Consider the following 17,505-nt stretch of genomic DNA (forward strand, 5'->3'; position numbering starts at 1 on the left):
CCGGCTGATGAGCGCTATCGACAATCTCCGCGCCGCTGTCGAAGCCGCCGCCGGCGACACCGCCTTCGCGCTCGATGCCGCCTTCCTGACGGCGGGCCTCGCCGATCCCGCCGTGAAGGTCCCCGCCGACTACGACGCCTGGCTGAGCCAGGCCTTCTTCCTCAAGGCCGCGGCCGACTTCAAGGTGACGGTGGCAAAATCCGATGTCGGGCCCGTCGAAGGGACGGCGTTCACGGTGCAGTCGGCGACGATCCCGTTCATCGGCGCCGCGACCCCGCTGGCCGCGAAGGCCACGCTTGTGTTCACCGTGGACGGCGACCAACTGATCGTGCAGGCCGAGGCGACGCCGTCGAACTGGACCTGGACCAGCAGCTTCGCCTTCATGGGCGGCTTCCCGTTCAATCAGTTCGGCACCCTGAAGAACGTCAGCTTCGTGTTCTCGACGGCGACCGGCACCTACCCGTATGGTGACTCCGCAGGGCGTGCCGTGAGCGGCGGCGCGGTGCAGAATTTCGTTGCCAAGGTCGCTCTGCCGGATGTCGCCAAGCCGTTCCTGCTGCTGTTTCCAGGCCTCACCGCGCCGACCGGCGATCTGCTGCTGAGCGGCGCGCTCAACATGGACATCTTCAACGGCGAGACCGTGCTGTTCCCGCCGGGGCAGCTGCGGGCCGCGATCCAGGACGGCACGTTCAAGCTCGCGTCGCAGTTCACGGTCAGGGATCCGAGCCTCGCTCTGACCATTCCCGCGCCCGATGGCGCCGATGAGGTCGACGGCGTGCTGGTGCTGGCCGATCCCGCCGATCCGGATGCCGGAGATCAGGCGCCGACGCTCGCGATCTCCTCGCAGTTCGACGTCGGCAGCACCGGCTCCTATCAGCTCGACGTCGAGATCACACCCGGCGCCGATGCCAACTATTCGGTGGCACTTGCCGTCGTCGAAGGCGGCGCGCCGCTGACGCCGGCCACGGTGATCGAGGTGATGGGCGGCAATGGCGGCTATCTCGCCGCGACTCCCGATGTGCTGCAGCAGTTCCTCGCCTTTGTCGGTCTCAACGGCTTCTCGATCGCCGGCACGCTCGGCCGCTCGCCGACGATCACGGCGGTCTCGATCGAGATCGGCAGCTCGAAGGATACGAGCTGGCAAATCCTGCCGCCGACCGGGGTGCTCGACTTCAAGATCACGAGCTTCGCGCTGCAATGGTCGATGGCCTATCCGTTCGACGGCACCAAGCGGCAACAGACCTACGACTTCACGACCGAATTCGTACTGGCGCCGAGCGTCTTCAAGGGGCCCGACGGCGAGGGCGACGGCGTGTTCACCGTCCAGTTCACCTCCGCGAAGCAGTTCTTCGCATCCTTCGCCGGGACCGCGAAGCTGAGCGACTTCCTGACGGCACTGTCCGGCGGTGCCGTCGTGCTCGACGTCGAGAATGTCGGCGATTTCGAACTTGGCGACATCGCGGTCGCGGTCGACTACGGCGCGCAGAGCTTTCAGTTCGACGCCGGCTTCAGCCTCACGCTCAATCTGCTCAAGATCAACAACCAGCCGATCCTTGCCGTGCGAGAGGGGACGGTCTCGATCGCGGCGCAGACTCCGACGCAGACGCCAGACGGGGGCAATGCGACGACGCTGCTGCGGGCGGCGCCGCTGCCGATGCTCCGGACCTCGCGAGGGGGCGCGCTGCAAACCGCCTCGCAGACGCAATGGAAGTCGAGCGTCGGAGGCTTCCTCGATGTCGGCCCGTTGCACACCAAGGTCAGCGTGACCTATGACGGGTTCGAAACGCCGAAGCGGTGGGACCTCGCCGCCTCGCTGGAGGAACCGCTCGAGGTCTCGGACCTGATCAACCAGTTCTTTTCGCCCGGCAGCGCCTACGGTTTCCCGAGCTTCCTGCCCGGCGACCTCATCATCTCCGAATTCGCGATCACCGCGACCATTCCGGCCGAGCAGGGCGAGCTGAAGACGAGCTACGACATCACCGTCGGCTTCAGCTGGACGTTCGCCTTCGGCGATCAGACCGTCGGCATCGATCCGGCGCGGCTCGGCGTCAGCTATGACGGCCAGAAGCCGGCCCAGCAGCAGTTCTCCGGCTTCGCGCAAGGCACCTGGATCTACTCGGCGATCAACCTCAAGCTCACGATGGGCTATGAGTTCAGGACGACGGAGGCGGGCTCCAACAACATTCTGTTCGTCGAGTGGGAGGGTTTTCGAGCGGATTGGGAGAGCGGCAAGGAGCTGGTCACGTTCAGCCTCAAGGGCTGGAGCATCGGCTCGCTGGTGCAGGCGCTGGTGCGTACGCTCGGCAATCCTTACTTCACGCTGGATTCGCCATGGGACCTGCTCAACCAGATCTCGCTCGATGCGCTGCGTGTCAACGTCTCGCTCAAGAGCGGCGAGAGCTTCTCGCAGCGCCTGTCGGCCAGCTACGAGCTGTCGAGCCCGATCAATCTCGGCTTCATCAGCATCACCGCGCTGACCTTCCGTCGCGGCACCGACGGCAAGGTGACGCTCGCCATCGAGGGCTCGAGCCCGCTCGTCGCCGATGATCCGGCATTCAAGAATCTGCTCGATCCCGCCAAGGGGCAGGACGTGCAGAACCTGCCGTCGGTGCCCGGCCGGGGCGAGGAATGGTTCAAGCTGTTCCTGCTGGTGCTTGGGCAGCGCATCGGCATCACCGGCCATTCCAGCTTCAACAGTACCAAGGAAGTGATCTGCGCACTGCAGTCTGTCCCCAGCACGACGGGCAAGATGAATCCGGTCGATCCCAATGCGGACGACGGCGGGACGCCCGGACTGCCCTATTACGACCAGTCCAACAACTGGCTCATTGCCGGGCATCTCGGCCTGATGAAGGTGGCCGGCGCCTGGTCGATCGATGCCATGCTGGTGTTCAATGACCCGAATCTCTACGGCCTGCGGCTGGCACTCGCCGGCGAGAAGATGGGCGGGCTCGCCAACCTCGTCGTCGACATCCTCTACAAGAAGATCACCGACGACATCGGCGTCTACCAGATCGACTTCACCTTCCCGGACATCATCCGCAACCTCAATTTCGGTGCGGTGTCGATCACGCTGCCGCAGCTCGGGATCAAGGTCTACACCAACGGCGATTTCTTCATCGACATCGGCTTCCCGTACAATCTCGATTTCCGCCGCTCCTTCTCGATCTCGGTGATCGTGTACGGCGTGCCGGTGCTGGGCGCGGGCGGCTTCTACATCGGCAAACTGTCTAACGCGACCTCGACCAAGATCCCGAAGACCAACCTCGGCACTTTCGATCCCGTCATCGAGTTCGGCATAGGGCTGCAGCTCGGCCTGGGCTACAATTTCGAGAAGGGGCCTCTGAAGGCGGGCTTTGCGCTCACCGTCTTCGGCATCGTCGAAGGCGTCGTGGCGCCGTGGCATCCATATGACCCCGCGCGCACGCTGGCATCGCGCGCCAGCAGCGGCGCGCTGCAGAGCGACTATTATTTCAAGCTGTCGGGAACGGTCGGCATCATCGGCCTGCTGTATGGCAGCGTCGACTTCGCGATCATTTCAGCCTCGGTCAATGTCAAGATCGTGCTGTCGATCCAGCTCACCTATGAGAGCTATCGCGAGATTCCGGTGGTCGCCAACGCGAGCGTGACGATCAGCCTCAAGGTCAAGATCAATCTCGGCCTGTTCTCGATCTCCATCAGCCTGTCGTTCTCGGCCCAGGTCTCTGCGACCTTCGTGATCGGACAGACCAGCACGGCGCCATGGGAGGTTCAGGGGGCACGCGCCGACGCGCTGCTGATGCAGCGGGCTCACGCGCGCGGACCGGACGCGGCCATGCGGCTGGCGCGCAGCTTGAAGCCGCGACCGAAGCGGCTCGGGCCCGCTAGCGCCCGCCGGATGGGCCTTGCCGCCGCAGATGGCAACAAGCCGAAGCTGTCGCTGATGGCGGGCGCGCAGTACACCGTGCTTGCTCCGGAGGCAGCCACAGACGCAGCCTCGAACCAGGGGGCATTCGTGCTCCTGCTCGCAATGGACGCGCCGGATGCCGCGGCGAGCGCGCCGTCCGCCACCAAGACGTCCTTCGACGTGCTGGCCGAGGTCTACTTCCCCTGGATCATCGACGCACTGGGAAACGAGAGCGGGGATGCGGCCGAGCTCGCCGAGACGCTGGCCATGTCGGTGACGCTCACCCAGCTCGAGGCCTATGTCGCGCGTCTCGCCGACACGGCCGATCCGTTCCTGTCGATCAAGGGCCTGCTGCAGTTCCTGGCCGACGGTTTCACGCTCGACATCTTCAATCCGGCGACGGCGCAATCGTCGGGGCTGAAGACCAAGCTCGATGCCGGTTCGGTGCTGTTTCCGGTGTTCGACGGATTGAAGCTGCAGGTCCCCGGCATGTCCGGTGGCGAGACCGCGCCGATTGCGTTCGAGACCTACACCACGGCCACGCCCGGCTACGCGACCGCGGTCAGCAAGATATTCGCGCAGGTCGCCGCGAACATCGAGGCCCAGAACAAGGAAACGCGCCGGCTTGCCGCGGAGACCGATACGAGCTCGGCGGAGTCGATGGCGGCCCTGGTTTTCGTCGATACCTTCACGCTGATCGCGCGCCAACTGCTCCAGGCCGCGGCCGACGCGCTGCAGAGCTATGCCTATCCGCTGACGCCGACGAGCAGCATCGGTGCCATTCTCGATGAGCTCAACGGGATCGCCGGCAATGCCTTGACGATTGCGGATATCGTACAGCCCAATGTCGACCATGCCTTGGGGGCCGGGCTGTCGCTGCATATCGACGGCCTCGAATATGTGGTGCAGAGCGGGGACACCCTGCAAGGCATCGCCGGCCGCTATTCCGATGCGGCGTTGCCGCCGCGCTGGATCACGACGCCGGACCGCCTGATCGTGGCCAACCGGGCCCGTCACATGCTGCAGGGCGGCGTCGTCCTGCTGCTCACCAACAGCCACGGCCAGGAGCAGATCTGTGTGACGCGGCAGGGCGACAGCTTCGACGACATCGCGCTGCAGCTCGGCGCGATCTCGATCGACGCGCTCGCTGCACAGAGCGTGCTCTACGGCGTCGCCGGCCTGCTGCAGCCGACCTTGCCGCTCGCGATCTGGCCGATCGCCTACAGGACCGCAGGGACCTCCGGCCCGTCATCCGATACCTTGTCGACGGTCGCGAGCCTGTTCCAGACCACTGCGGTTGCAGTGGCGGACGCCAATCGCGGCGTCGCCGGCCTGTTCTCGGTGCAGGCGGAGCGCGGCCTGCTCACGGTCGGCAGTCTTCAGGCCCTGTCGGTCGGCGCGTTGTGGTCGGCCATCGCGGCCACGGGCCAGGTCGGGCAGACCGCCGGCATGGTTTCGCGCTTCCTGGTCTATGGGTTGCGGCTGCCGGTCCGGGATGGACTGACCCTGTCGCCTGCGTTCCTCTATCCGAGGACGCAATCGGGCTACGGCGTCTATCAGCTCACCGGCCAGCAATTCCCGACGCCCAGTTCTGCCACGAGCTACAAGGTCGGCTTCGCACGCGAGACTCAGAGCCACGGCGTCCCGCTCGATTTCATCTTGCTGAACGACACCACCGACCTCAGCATGGACGTCGATCTGAGTCAGGCCTATGCCGCGCTGAACGTCGTCGTCAGCTGGGCCAGGGCGCCGGGCAATTTCGTCCCGAGCCCGACGTTTGCGGCGCTGCCGCTCGCCGAGCGTCAGCCGCGGCCGTTTACCGCCAGCGGCTACGCGCGCTGGTCGAGCGGATCCGTCGCGAGCCTGTTGGCTCTGACGAACCGCAGCGGCGTGGCCGCGGCGGCCGATGCCGGCGCGCAGGTGCAGCCGACGCTATGGAGCCTGCCGCCGGCGCAGACCAATCTGGTCGCCACGCGGGAGCAGTCGATCCGCGCGGTCATGCCGGATCTCCGCTCGACCTTCGCGCTGCTGCCGAAGTTCCAGCCGCAGACCGGGCGCAGCAATCCCGCGACCGGACGCACCGACTATGCGGACCTGGGGCGCTGGGCCTGGTGCACGCGGCTCGATATTGAGATCAAGCGTCTGCCGGACACAACGGCGCTGGCTGCTCAGGGCACCGGCGCAGGCGATCTGCCGAGCGGTCCGGCATCGGCGCCGTCGCTGCCGTTCGTCTATGAGCTCGTCGGACCCAGCTCGGAGGACGCGGTGCGGCTGCAGCGCATCCTGACCGCCATGGATGCGCTGGGCGAAGGCATCGCCTCCGCCGTCTTCCTGCTCTACAACCAGTCCGGACCCGGCGCGCCGATGCTGGTGACGCCTGCGGACGCCGACTTCCTCGCCTTTATCACCCAGACCAACCTGTCGACCGAGACCAATCCTGCGGCGGCGCTGCGCCTGATGCTGAGCGCCGAGGACGCTCCGCCGCGCGGCATTGCCAATTCGCCGGCGCAGTTCATCCGCCTGATGTGGGAGCTCAGCACGGTCCGCAGCGGCGGCTACTATCTCTACTACGAGAACGTCGAAAGCGAGGAAGGCCTGCCGGCGGCCGTCTTCGATTCCTCCGGCTCTGGCATCGTGACAATGGTCGTGACGTTCGCGGCGCAGGGCAGCGAGTCCTTCGGCACCACGCTTCCCGACTTCGTCAACGCCTTCGTGACGACCGACGCTGTCGATCCGCAGAGCGATCTGGTACAGACGGTGTCGCTCGCCTCGACCGCCCAGACGGCACCGGTTGCGGCGGGAGCATCGCTCGATGCGCTCGCGGCGATCTACGGCCCCGGGCCCGGGCGGATCGCCGAGGTCAACGCGACCAAGCCGCTCGCCGCGGGCGCGCTGGTGCCGATCGTGGGCGCGGTGCGCCAACTGACCGACGCGGATCTGGTTCGCGGCACCGGGGCGGCCATCGACGCGCAGGCCACGCTCGACAAGCTCGCCAGACTGTTCTCAGCCGGTGCAGTCCATCCGATCACCGGCCAGGACATCGCCACATTCAATCCACAAGTCGCTGTTGCGCTGGCCGCCGTGTTCTACATCCCGCCGCTGGCCTATCAGGTCAGTTCCTCGGCCGCGCCCGGGATGAGCTTTGCCAGCATGGCCTCCTATTACGGGTTGGATGTCGACCTGATCGCCCGTGGCGCCAGCGCAGCGCCCGGGCTGTTCCCGGTCAATGCCGTGCTCGATCTCGATCCGCAGCTGTTCTCCCTGCGCGACCAGTTGCCACCGCAGAACATCGGGTTCTCGTTGACGCGCGACAATCTCGGCCTGCCGCCGGACGATCCAGCGGCGCCGGACTTTGCCAAGAAGACGATGTATCAGCTCTACACCTCGCTGGCCGCGGGACTCGCGGGCAACGTCTTCTACAAGGCTACTCCGCTGGGCATGCCGTTCGGTCCCCAAGACCATGACGACGATGAGTCCAGCGCGTTCGAGAGCCATGCGCGCTCGGCGCGGACGCGCGGCGACCGCCTGGCGCAGGTCGCGATCGCCGATCTCGACTATCGCCAGTCCATCGGCATTGGGGCGCAGTTCGCGCTGGTCAACGCCGCGCCGGACCCGTCTGATCCGGATCTGCCGCCGAAGGCGGCCAATCCCTATCTCGGCGTCGGCACCATGGCGCAGGTCGCGCTGCAATGGCGCGATATCTTCGGCAACACCACGGTGACACCGTTCGAGGCGCCGCCGCAAGGGTACCGCGGCGCGCTCAACGGGGCTGCGGTGTCGATGCTGTACCGCGATGAGCTGATCGGGCTGGGGTCCTGGATCAATACCAATGCCAGCTACAGCTATGACGCGGCGGGCGGTGCCGCGTTCAAGCTCGCATTATCCCTCAACGCCGCCGCCTATGCCGGACCGGACGGAGCGGCGCGGGCCGCCGACGATCTCTCGCTCTACACCCGAATCTACTATCAGCTGCATCAGGATTATTCCGCCGATGTCGCCGTCCCCGTGCCGGGTGTCTCCGGTAACGCGGTGGCGATGCGGCTGTCGAATTCGCTGATGGCAAAGCCCGATGTGGATCTTGGCGATGCGCAGGCGGACATCATTCGCGGCTATGTGCGCGCGTGCGTGCTGTATCTGAAGCTCGTGACGCGCGGCCAGGCGCCCGCAGCCCCGGCTGTGACCTTGTCGCTTCCGGTCGACGTCAATGCGATCGCCGCCGGCAACATCCTCGAGCTCGATGTCACGCTCACACTCAGCCGCAATCCGCTGCTGGTCGACCCGGCGGTGGCGGCGTTGCAGGGCGGCACCGGCGTGGCCGCGGCGATCCTGCCGCGTACCGACGGCGACGGCAATGTATCCTACACGGAGTTCAGCAAGATCGTCGAAACGGTCTTCGTCACCGCCGACTGGTATCTCAAGGTCGGGCAGGGCCTGTCCCGCGACGGTGAGGATGCGGCCGACGGCGCTCAGCAGCTCTGGGCCGTCCGCTTCGGCAAGGCGGCCGGGCAGGGCATCCATTTCAAGCTGGGCACGTCACCGAGCTATTTCGCGCCGAAGCCGATCGCCAAGGCGCTTGCCAGCGGCGATGCGACGATCACGCGCTATGACAGCGGCGACACCGACACGCTGCATCTCGACGGTGTCGATCTGAACCAGTGGTTCCAGAGCGCGCTGGATGCCATCGATCAGTTCCTGTCGGCCGACTACGCGCCGCACGCGTTCATCCTCGACCGGATCGACGGGGTGACCGATCCGCTCAAGGACGGTTCGCTGGGAAGCGTGCTGTCGACCAAGGAATCGCTGGCCGATACGATCAGCCTGAAGACGCTACCGGTGCTGTCGACCAGCGCGGGCGATCCTTCAACCGGATTCGCCGCCAGCGAGAAGCTGCGCCAGCAGCTGCTCAATCAGCTTGGCGCAGCCTATCGGGCCGGTGCGGCCGTCGTTTTCGGAGTGACCGAGGTGACCGGCGGAGGCGATAGCAACCCGGCCGGTCCGCCGAACCTCTACGGTCAGCCGGGCGGCAGCATCAAGGGCGCCGCGGACAATCAGAATTTCACGCTGACGCCGACGCGCGTCCCGCTCGGCGAAGTCTACGATCCCGCCAGCAAGACCTGGTACGATCCGCGGCTGGCCTTCGTGTTCGCCACCAAGAACGTCGTCGACCAGGCCTATGTGCCGCTCGAGCTCACGCTCTCGCTCACTCATCTCGAATTCGAGCGGCGTACCGTCCCCGGAATCGACGGCTATGTCGATTCGCGATGGCTCGCCTTCGTCAACGGGCCGTTCAGCTATCCGCTGGGGACGCAGGTCACCAACATTCCCGTGGTCAACCGCGATCTGCCGACGCCGCCGACGGTCTCCGCGCAGCAGGCGCGGCAGCTCACCGGCGAGGGCACGACCGATCCATCGAAGCTGAATGCCTGGGGTTATTCGTTCGACTACCTCTATCAGCAGGCGGCAGCCGACGCAGTGTCCTGCACGATGGAGTTCAACCGGCCGACCGAGCCGACGCTGCGCGGCTCGGCCAGGTTGAGCGGCGAGCCCGACCTGTTCACCGCGCTCGCTCAATTCGTCACCAACTATCCGGCGATCCTGCGCGACCTCAACCAGTATCTGGTCGGCATCGATGGCGCTGAGCCGGATCCGGCAAAACTGGCCGCCGCGCGCAAGGCGACCGCCGCCTTTGCGCTGGAGACCAGGCAGATCGCGGATGCCTATGTGCGGGAGACGGTTGGAGCCGCCAAGCTCGCGACGGCGCCCGCGCATGTGATCGTGAAGTTTCTGTCGACGCTCGACAGCACCAGCGACGGGCACGCGCGCACCAATCTCGTCAACATCACCATCGATGGAACGGCGGCGAGCTGGAATGCGGCGGCCAACACGATCTCGAACGGCACCACCACGCTTCCGGCGCCTGCGATCGCGATTGCACCCGAGCTCTATACGCCCCAGGCCGTGCCTCCGGCAGAGCTGCCCGTCGGCGTGCAGATCGCCTACGTCTATGCGCGTCAGGTCGACGGCAAGACGGTTTATCTTGGCGAAGAGGAGGCACGTGGGTTGCCGGCCCGAACCGTTTCGATCGCTCCGCTCGATGTGCTGCTATACCAGAGCGGCTGGGCGTCGGTGTTCGTGCAGCGCAATCTCGCGCTGTTCCCGCTGGCAGATCTCAAGACCACCAGCACCAACCCGGCGTTCCTGTTCCAGACGCCGGAGGTGCGGTTTGCGTCCACGGTGGTTCCGCAGCTGAACTACACGGCGTTCTCGCTCGACGCGATGTCGGGGGCGACCGGTGACCTCGATGCGCGCCTGACGACGTTCTTCGCGGGGCTCTATGCCGGCGGCAATGGCGGCACCAGCGACGAGGTCGCGATGCAGGGCATGTACAGCTATGAGATCGTGGCCGGCCAGCCGTCGATCCCGCGCGTACGGCTGCCGATCAACCTGCTGACGCCGACCCCGTCAGCGGTCGATCCGGGCGTGAAGCCGCCCTTCGTGGCCCCGTTCGCGCAGATGATCGATACGTGGCGGGCGACGACGAAGCCAACGACGTCGGGCCGGCCCCGCGTCGAGATCGAGCTGAAGGTCTTCGGTGGCGTCGGCGATGCGACGCAGCCGTTGATCCAGGTCGGCCGGCTCACTCACGAGGTCACGAGCGCCTGAAGGCCGCCGGTCCCGGCATCGAAACTGCGGCGGTCGTGGGAGATGCTCTCGACATGCCGCCCGCAGCGTCAGAACGTACTGGCTCAAGGGGCAGGAGGTGGGTTGGTTGATGGCTCTGGCGCGCCACGGTCAATGAAGATGGGCACTACTGTTTCGCCGTGGCGCTATGATATCGGAGCAGGCTGCGCAATCCCGCCGTATATTCGGTGACAGACTACGATCTCGCGCGACGCCTCATGGGTGGCTGGTTCGGTTCCCCTTTGATGGCGGCCCTTTCGATCGATGGCAAGATCGACGTGGAGCCCCGGGGCAATCGACGTCGAGCCATTTGAGATGCGCTGCCGTAGGCGGAAGATCGATGGCAGCCGCATGCATCTGAGGATCGACGTGCGCGCCTTGCAGTCGCGTGAATGGCGCAGCGCCAATGCGGCTCATGTGCTCGCTTGGCCTTCCCTGTCCTTCCGCAGAAGCATCGCGCTCAGGCCGATCGCGATCCAGATGGCGTTGAACATCGGAAAGCCGGACAAAGAGAGGGGCACGACGCCCGTCGCGGTGTAATAGGCGCCGACGCCAAGATCAATCGTCTGGATCAGCACCATCAGCGCGATCCAGGGCCGGTGCGCGTTAGGCGTGCGGCTGACCCACAAGAAGCCGACGCCGTACGCGATGAACCGAGCGGCCAGCATGCCGAGCGGATAGAGAAGATCGGCTGCCGGCGCGCTGTGTCCAATCAGCCGGAGAAATTCCGCCGGGACGAAGAGATAGGCCAGCCCGAGAACGATCTGGATCATGCCAACGATCCGTAAGAGAGCTGAAAACATGCTGCATATCCTGTCGACGATGATGTCGTGACAAGACCTATGAGGCGCACTATCTTTTGTGAAGTAGTTACCAAAAGTGAAGTCATGAAATCTGCAGATCTCATTGTCGCCGCACCAGACGATCCCTGTGGTCCGGAATGCCCGGTTCAGCGCACGGTCGAGATTCTGGATGGAAAGTGGACGATGCTCGTCCTGCGTGATCTGCTGTCGGGCAAGAAGCGCTACAGCGAATTGCAGCGAAGCCTCAAAGGGATTTCGCCGCGGCTGTTGACGCTGCGGTTGCGCACGCTCGAACACCAGGGCCTGCTGGTTCGCCGCGTGTTTCCCACCAATCCGCCGACGACCGAATACGAGCTGACCCCACGCGGCGAAAGCCTTCGCGACATTTTCGCCGCGATGGCGCAATTCGGCGCCGCTAGATGATCGCATCCTTCGTCGCGATGCCTGCAGGCATGAGCCGATGCCGTGGGGATTGCCACTTCGTGCGCCACAGTTGGATTACTCGCCGATCACAAGAGGCCCCTTAAGAAGCGGGCGGGATCGCGGCGACGCGCTGGTTCTGATAGCGTCGAAAAAGGTGGCCGCAGGCTATGACGTCGTGCTCTGGCGTAGACTGGCGCGGAGAGATTCGAATTGCAAAGCTAAGATCCTCATACATCGCCAATTTCTTTCATTTCTGAGGTACGAGGGACATATCGAGGGTGAAACCGGACGGTGTCTGCTCTCGCAACTATTTCCCGGTTCAAATCGCTTGCGCGACGATGTCAGCGCTGGTCGAGCCGCCGAGCTCGCACCTAAGCTGGGGTACCTCTGCTGCGGCGAGTTCGATGAGTCTTGCTGATCTCATGCTTTGCGCGGCAGAACGGCCATCTAGTGCAAATTCTAACCGGCGCAATTGGCTGCCACCGGCTTTTCCCGGCACCGGCTCACCCATTTGCGAGCGCGACGACAGGCTTTGGGCGACCGGCTGCAAGGAGCGGCCGCTGGACCAATCGAGAACAGACTGTTCCCGGAGGAGTTAGCTGCCAAAGGGGAGGGGTGGTATGCAAAGGCCCCCTCCTAAACGAGACAGCCCGTCACCAATCTAGAGCACTACGCCGATCCATGAGATCGCGATCACGTGCAGACCGAGCCAGGCCGTTCGGCCGCCGTCATAGTGTGTCGTGGCGCTCGGTGGTCCCGCCGTAACGATCGCTATGGAATAGCCGTTCGCCAGCGACGGGTTTCGATCCTACCTTTCGCCGTTGCCGATCGAAAGGATCGCGATAAACGACAGTGCGGCACCGGCGCCATTCGTCGGCAGGTCTTCGATCGCCTCGATCGAACAGACTGGCCTCGTGGCGAGCATATTGAGGCGACATGTTCGGCGGGATCTTTCTTGGGCAAGTTCACGCGGTGCCCGGCCGGCGGTGAGCACGGAGACTCCTCAAGCTCGACTTTCCGTCCGCGCCTAGACCGCCAAGCTGAACTCGCCCTTTTTCCGACGGCTCACATTGATGTTGCAATCGTCCGCGTAGCGCACGAAGCCGGTTAAGGTTCGTGCGGATCAAAATCGGCCCCAGTGCAACCGCGGCGCTATCATTCATTACTGCAATATGTGGGCGGTCTCTGCTCGCAAATGTGGAGTCAGATTTGGAGCGCATAATCAGGAGTTGTGCTATCCGCTTTGTCATCTTTATGTTGTGAATAGATTGCAATGTTCGTTGATCGCCAGATACGAATGACGTCTGTTTATGCTTCGGAATGTACAGAGACTGCGGGGACAGGAATGATCCGTATTTCGACTCAGGCTGGCCGGGGCAATGTCGCGCGCGGATCAATAAAAAGAGCTGGGAGGATCGACCCAGACGCTCTCTTTTGGCCTCATTTTCTACTTTAAGTAGTTGTTGTGCTTCTCTTGCATTTCATCTGCGGCCGGTGGCGCTCTCCCGAGCGGTAATCTCTATCAGGGGTAGAGTTCAGATGCGTCTTCTTGCTTGTCTTCTTGCGCTTTGGTTGCTTCCGGTTAGGGCAGATGCCCGCACCACGGCAACTTCATTTACCTGGTACGTGGCAACAAACGGCTCCGATACGGGGCGTACCGGCCAGGGAGGGTGCGGTAGTGGGACCGAATTTGCGACGCCGTATGGAGCGATCCGATACATCGCAGCTAATATTGACCTGGCAGGTAATCAACCGACGGTACAGTTGTGTAATGGTTACTACTCAATCGATAGCACGCAGAACTTCTTCGGTTCGCCGGTTGGAAGCTGGTTGTACATTCTGCAGGGCGATTGCTCCAACGTGCCTGCCACAGAAGTGAACGTAGTCTTGCGCTACACAGGGGCACCTGGTGGAACGTTGATTCAGTCTCGTGACCTCGGCATTGGCGTATTGCAGTGTCTCACCGTGGACACCATCAATCCAGGGACGGATACCGCTTTCTACGCCGCTCAGTTCAGTGTGCTCGATGTCAACAGTGTGCGTGTTGGCGCGTTCAGATACGTCTTTATGGCTGATGCCCTCGGCGCATACAACATCGCACAGTACGGAGCTGTCGGCGCGAGCAATCCGGGAATAACTCTCGGTGGGCAGATCGGCGAATTTGTTTTTACTAATTCCTTTAGCAAGTTTTCAGTGGGCACATTTATCGACATGAATGGCGTCTCGCCCTCCTTGCAGTTCATGGAGCTTCATGGCGGGTACGCAAACTTCACGGGTGGATTCCTCAATGTTCCGGGAGGCGGCCGCGGCGGCCTTTGCGACAGCTACGCGGTGCTCGTTATGAACGGCCTGACCCCGCCGGGCGGACTTCCCGCGGGTTCGGCGTCCTGTAGCATCAGGTAGTTGATCTGCCGTTGATCGAGGGCGGAGCTCCTGGCTCATCGACAAATGAAGCGGCGCGCTACCGGCTTATTGCGCGCGCTTTCCCTCCGTATGAAGAGTGCGGTTGATGCGGTACGCTTTCAATCCTTGCTCCTCACAAAAGTATCTGACCGGAACAGGAGTCGGGGCGCGCTGTCATTCTTGCATTGAGCGGAAGGCGTGATGGAAGAATCAATTTCAGAGTGCGCTTCGATAACTAATCGCTCTCCTGTTGTGGATAAGTTTTGAAGCATATTGATCGTCGGACGCAAATACCTTTTGCTGTGTCCAGTGCTTTACACATGCTGCGGGGGCAGGGATGTTGGCTATTTCGACTCGGGCCTGTCGAGGGGGCTTCGCACGGGGCGGCATAAGAGGGGCTGCAAGTGTCAGTCTTGCCGTTATTTTTTGTGCGTTGAATTCAACTTTAAGTAGTGCAGGTGGGATGTCGCTGCCTGGGAGCTTCTCGGTCAACCAGGGTGGCGCGGCAGCCTATTCGATTCCGATTGCCATTCCTCCTGGAACGGCTGGCGTCGTGCCCTCGCTCTCGCTTGATTATAGTAGCTCCGGGGCCAACGGCATCATGGGTATCGGTTGGTCTCTCGGTGGACTGCCTTCCGTTGGTCGTTGTCCACGGACAATGGTGCAGGACGGCGTCATCGGGACTGTGAATTTCGACGGCAATGATCGGTTCTGCCTCGATGGCCAGCGGCTTATTCTGGTGAGCGGGTCATATGGCGCTGATGGAGCCGAGTATCGCACCGAGATCGACGTCTACTCGAAAATTGTTTCTCACGGAACGGCTGGTAGCGGGCCTGCGTGGTTCGAGGTGCGCACCAAGGCGGGCCAAGTCATGGAGTTTGGTCACACGGCCGATTCTCAGATGTTGGTCGTCGGAAAAGCCATGGCGCGGGCTTGGGGAGTAAACAAGGTCAGCGACACCAAGGGTAACTATTTCTCGGTCACCTACGTAACCAATGCATCGACTGGCCAGTCCGTCCCAAGTTGGATTGTCTATACCGGCAATGCTTCCGCCGGTGTGGCGCCCTATAACTCTGTGGCGTTTGTGTATGCCCAGCGGCCGGATGTCATTCAGCACTATCATGCTGGTTCGCTGGTCCAGACGACCGATCGGCTAACAAACATCAAGACCTTTGCCGGGGCGACTCTGGTCGCTGATTATCGTCTTTCCTATCAGCAGAGTCCGACGAGCGGCGTCTCCGAGGTGACATCCATTGCCGCCTGTGGGGGTGACGGATCGTGCCTTCCGGCGTCGACGTTCCAGTGGGCCAGCGGAGGGGGAGACTCTTTTTCGGCGGCGGTGATGGCGGTTCCGAATGGTGCGAATTTTGGCTCGCCATCCTCGACCACCAGCGGTGCCGGCCGAGGCCATGTCTTGCAAGGCGCAATCGGGTTTACGCCGATCTATAGTGACTTCGATGGCGACGGAAGGACTGACTTCCTGATGCTGTATGGCCCGAATCTCTTCGCCTTCCTTAGCAAGGGGGACGGGACCTACACGTTCGTCAATTCGAGTGCGCCGAACGGCTGGAATTTCGGCAACGACCCGTTCTCTAGCTACGCCCTGATTTCTGGCGATTTCAACGGTGACGGCAAGTCCGAATTTGCGATGCTGAGCGGAGGCGTCGTGTACACATTTCTGAGCAATGGGGACGGAACGTTCCGGGGTGTGGCGACGCCGTGTCCTAACGGCTGGAACTTCGGTGCTCCGCCGCAGGCGACCTATACAACGATCGCCGGTGACTTCAATTCCGACGGTAGGTCAGATTTTCTGCTGATGAGCGGCCAGTTCATGTACGAGTTTCTCAGCAACGGAGATGGCACGTTCAGTGGCAACACGATCAACATCGGTCCCACCAATTTTGGAAATCGTCCCTCAGATAACTATACGCCGATCTCAGGTGACTTCAACGGAGATGGGAAAGCCGATTTCATCATGATGGGTGGCGCCTATCTGTACGAGTTTTTCGGCAATGGAGATGGCACGTTCGCGTACAGCGCGCTGCAGATCTCGAACGGCTGGAACTTCGGCAGTCCGCCTGACAACTCTTTCGTGCCCATCAGTGGCGACTTCAATGGTGATGGCAAGACCGACTGGGTGATGCTGCAGGGCACCTATCTCTACGAATTCCAGAGTAAAGGTGATGGGACATTTAACTACATCACGATCCCCATCCCGAGCTCGGTCGGCTGGAATTTTGGAACGCAACCGGCTGCTTTGTTCAGTCCTCTCTCCGGTGATTTCAATGCGGATGGAAAATCGGACTTTGCGTTCATAGGCGGCAACAGCTCGTTCATCTATCAATTCCTGAGCAACGGCGATGCCACGTTCAGCTACCATTTGCTTCCGATGCCGAACAGTTGGAACTTCGGCGCGCCGGTGACTGCCAGCTACTGGTTGTTTGGCGGTGACTTCAAGGGCGATGGCAAAGCAGGATTTACTCTGCTTGACGCGACGCATGTGTATTCGGTCATGGCCAACGGAGGAGCGGGCGACTATATCGTCGGTTTCACGACCGGTCTGGGCGTGACGACCGCGGTGACGTACAAGCCGATCACGAGCAGTGCGGTCTACACCAAGGACACCACCGCCACCTATCCTTACGTTGATCTGCAGTCTGCTTCATTTGTCGTCTCGCGTGTCGACGTGTCGAACGGGGTGGGCGGGACGTACAGCTCGACGTATGCGTATGCGGGAGCCAAGGCAGACATCACCGGGCGCGGGATGTTGGGTTTCCGCCAGATGACGGTCAATGATCTGCAGACCGGGATCTCGGACGTCACGACCTTCCGGCAAGACTTTCCCTATATCGGCATGGTCGCGTCGACGGTGCGGACGCTGGGCAGCCAGACGTTGGGGCAGTCGACCAACACCTACCAGTTCACCAACGCAGCCGGCACGACGACGATCAGTCCGTCGAGCGCGCCGTATCGGGTGTCGCTGGCCCAGAACGTTGCGAGCGGGTCGGACCTCGACGGTTCGGTGCTGCCGACGGTGACCACCGCGAACCAGTATGACGCCTACGGCAATGCGACGCGGGTCACCGTGTCCACACCTGACGGCTACAGCAAGACGACGGTCAACACCTACAGCAACGATCCGTCGCTCTGGTATCTCGGCCGTCTCACGAGAGCTTCCGTCACGAGCGTCGCGCCATAGCGGCACGGCATCACGAAGGTTCGTGGCGTGGGTTGGCCCACGCCACCGGGGAAATTGTGTCCTGCGTTGCGCCGGTCAGGGGCTGACCGGTCAGTCTCAGCAGCTTCATT

General features: G+C 62.8%; 5 protein-coding genes. 4 read left to right on the plus strand and 1 reads right to left on the minus strand.

The genetic code is table 11. From position 1 onward, the window contains the following. Positions 1-7: 7 nt before the first annotated feature. On the plus strand, positions 8-10,549 hold the full coding sequence (locus tag QW861_RS33660; protein WP_316194029.1) for a LysM domain-containing protein: 10,542 nt from the start codon (positions 8-10) through the stop codon (positions 10,547-10,549). A 431-nt stretch (positions 10,550-10,980) separates the two neighbouring features. Here the strand turns inward: QW861_RS33660 and QW861_RS33665 are convergent, their stop codons facing one another. Continuing rightward, a complete protein-coding gene (locus QW861_RS33665) occupies positions 10,981-11,340 on the minus strand; it encodes a hypothetical protein (protein WP_315752599.1) in 360 nt (119 codons plus the stop codon). 69 nt (positions 11,341-11,409) lie between these two features. Here QW861_RS33665 and QW861_RS33670 point away from each other — a divergent pair, with 69 nt between their 5' ends. From QW861_RS33670 to QW861_RS33680, 3 genes are all read left to right on the plus strand, one after another. Further along, positions 11,410-11,793, plus strand: coding sequence for a helix-turn-helix domain-containing protein (locus QW861_RS33670; protein ID WP_315752600.1), 384 nt, complete (start codon positions 11,410-11,412; stop codon positions 11,791-11,793). A 1,539-nt stretch (positions 11,794-13,332) separates the two neighbouring features. After that, positions 13,333-14,196 (plus strand): hypothetical protein, encoded by an 864-nt coding sequence (locus tag QW861_RS33675; protein WP_315754885.1) that lies wholly within the window; start codon positions 13,333-13,335, stop codon positions 14,194-14,196. 463 nt (positions 14,197-14,659) lie between these two features. Next, positions 14,660-17,395: an FG-GAP-like repeat-containing protein gene (locus tag QW861_RS33680; RefSeq protein WP_315754887.1), complete on the plus strand. Its 2,736-nt coding sequence runs from the start codon at positions 14,660-14,662 to the stop codon at positions 17,393-17,395. Positions 17,396-17,505 lie beyond the last annotated feature (110 nt).

This window comes from Bradyrhizobium sp. SZCCHNRI1029 (assembly GCF_032487555.1).
Lineage (GTDB): Bacteria > Pseudomonadota > Alphaproteobacteria > Rhizobiales > Xanthobacteraceae > Bradyrhizobium.